The organism is Burkholderia sp. GW821-FHT14F03 (genome assembly GCF_058803765.1).
This window is the reverse complement of sequence record NZ_JBXAPG010000027.1, coordinates 3794-5243: the sequence shown is the minus strand read 5'-3', so window position 1 is coordinate 5243 and position 1450 is coordinate 3794. Positions and strand designations below refer to the sequence as shown.

The following is a 1450-nucleotide window of genomic DNA, read 5'->3' as shown; positions in this document are numbered from 1 at the left end:
GGCGGTCGACAAGCCAGTGGAGGTCGAGGTCGACAGCGATGCGACCGTGCTGTTCGTCGTGGACAAGCCCGTCGACAGTGATGTGATGCCGGTCGAGGTCGATGTGGATAGCGAAGCGATCGAGCTATTGGCGGTCGACAAGCCTGTGGAGGTCGAGGTCGACAGCGAGGCAACCGTGCTGTTCGTCGTGGACAAGCCCGTCGACAGCGAACTGATGCCTGTCGAGGTCGATGTGGATAATGAAACAATCGTGCTGGTCGTGGTACTCAATCCAGCATACAGCTGCGATCCATTGATTGCATCCGTGCTCGTTGCCGTTACCCGGCCCGCCGCCACATTCGTGATCTGCCGTTCGGCTCCCACTGCCCCCACGCTCACCACGCTTGCCGGAGTCGTACCGGCGTAGTTGTAGGTGACGCCTCCGATCGTGGCGCTCGCGGTCGGATTGGCGGCCGCCGTCACCGATCCAGAACCCAGCGCGACATCATTCGCATTATTTGCCTGGGCGCCTGAACCCAGGGCTACGCCCTTCGTTGCCGCCGCCGCGACAGTCGCTGTGTCGCCAAAGGCCAACGAGCCCGCGCTGCCGGCAGTCGACGTATTACCCAAGGCTACGGAACCTTGTCCCGTCGCCGTGTTGGCGTTGCCTTGCGCGATCGCGCCCTGACCCGTCGCCGTGTTGTTTGCGCCAACCGCGACTGCGCCCGTGCCGGTCGCGGTGTTCGGATCGCCGATCGCCACCGCGCCATCTCCCGTTGCCGTCTGCGCTCGCCCGATCGCCACCGCGCCGCCGGCTGCCGTCGCGCCGTTTGCCGTCGTCCCGCTGGAGCCGACGGCAACATTCTGTCCGGTGGCGCCGCTGACGATGCCATCGCCTTGCGCGATGCCGAATGCTCCGTTCACCGTTGCGCCGCGCCCGATCGCAATACCCGACGTGTTGGCTGTCGCCACGGACGCCTGGCTTCCGATTGCAATTGCATTGCTCGCGGAAGCGTTTGCGCTGGTACCCACTCCAATTGCATTGGTTCCCGCGGCGGCCGCGGAAAAACCTTCAGCAAAGGACGCAGTACCACTGGCTATCGCGACATTTCCGAGTGCGACAGCGCTTGCCCCACTGCCAATCGTCCCGTAACCCACGGCAGTCGCGACGAGACCAGACGCCGTCGAGGTCGCGCCGATAGCGGTCGCTTGAGTATTGTTTGCCGTGGCGCTGCCGCCCACGGCAATCGAATTGCTACTCGTTGCCGACGCGAGATAGCCTTCGGCGATAGCCGCTGTGCCACTTGCCAGAGCGACATTGCCGAGCGCCACTGCGCTTGCGCCACTGCCGACCGCCCCCCAACCCACAGCCGTCGCGACGCTGCCGGACGCTGTCGAGGTCGCGCCGATAGCGGTCGCTTGAGTATTGTTTGCCGTGGCGCTGCCGCCCACGGCAATCGAATTGCTACTC

General features: G+C 64.7%; 1 protein-coding gene. It reads right to left on the bottom strand.

The window, feature by feature from the left end; all coding sequences use genetic code 11:
* The coding region (locus tag AC1RQF_RS19135) for a YadA family autotransporter adhesin (protein ID WP_492872703.1) at nt 1–1450 on the bottom strand (1450 nt) is incomplete at both ends.